At 53.2% G+C, this 658-nt stretch carries 1 protein-coding gene; it reads left to right on the forward strand.

Annotated elements, in window-relative coordinates; all coding sequences use genetic code 11:
- Nucleotides 1-658 (forward strand): host specificity factor TipJ family phage tail protein (locus LC073_RS21540; protein ID WP_226649695.1); only part of this gene is annotated, 658 nt, incomplete at both ends.

The raw sequence follows: 658 nt of genomic DNA on the forward strand, positions 1-658 counted from the left end.
GCAACAGTGCCAGTAATGACGGTGAATACCGGGTGGTTTCCAAAGATCAGGTGAATGCTGCCACTATGGAAAAGGTGGACGGCAATGGCGACCCCGATGCGACTTGGACCGGCTTTATTAGCGCACAGGAGGAAGCCATCAGCATTGCAAGTAATAACCCGAGTGCCGGTGGTTATCTGGGCCCCTTTTTCGCCTGTCCCGCTAACGAGCTGACGGACGCAATCTGGTTGGATTTTTTCTTGCCGCGGGGGCTGGGAAAGGTCAAGAACAGAGGCGGTTTTGAAACCCGTTCTGTAACCATTGAAATTGATTACCGGGCCGAAGGCAGTAATAGCTGGACAACCATCAGCCATACTTTTAGCGGCGCCACCAACGACCAGATAGGCTTTACCAAAAAAATTAATCTCAGCAGTCGGATGCGGCCAGAGGTCCGTGCTAAGCGGGTCACCGAGGAGACAGACGAAGTCGGTATAAATGACACTGTGCAGTGGAGTGCTCTGAAAGCTGAATTGGACAGCGCCAGCCGCTATGAAGGCGTGACCACGATTGCGGTTAAAATCCGTGGCACCAATGCCCTGGCCGGCAGTGCAGAGAATAAATTCAATCTCATCGCAACCCGCAAACTTCCCGTCTATGAAAATGGCAGCTGGTCCGCGCC

It is taken from the genome of Microbulbifer variabilis (genome assembly GCF_020524905.1).
GTDB lineage: Bacteria > Pseudomonadota > Gammaproteobacteria > Pseudomonadales > Cellvibrionaceae > Microbulbifer > Microbulbifer variabilis_A.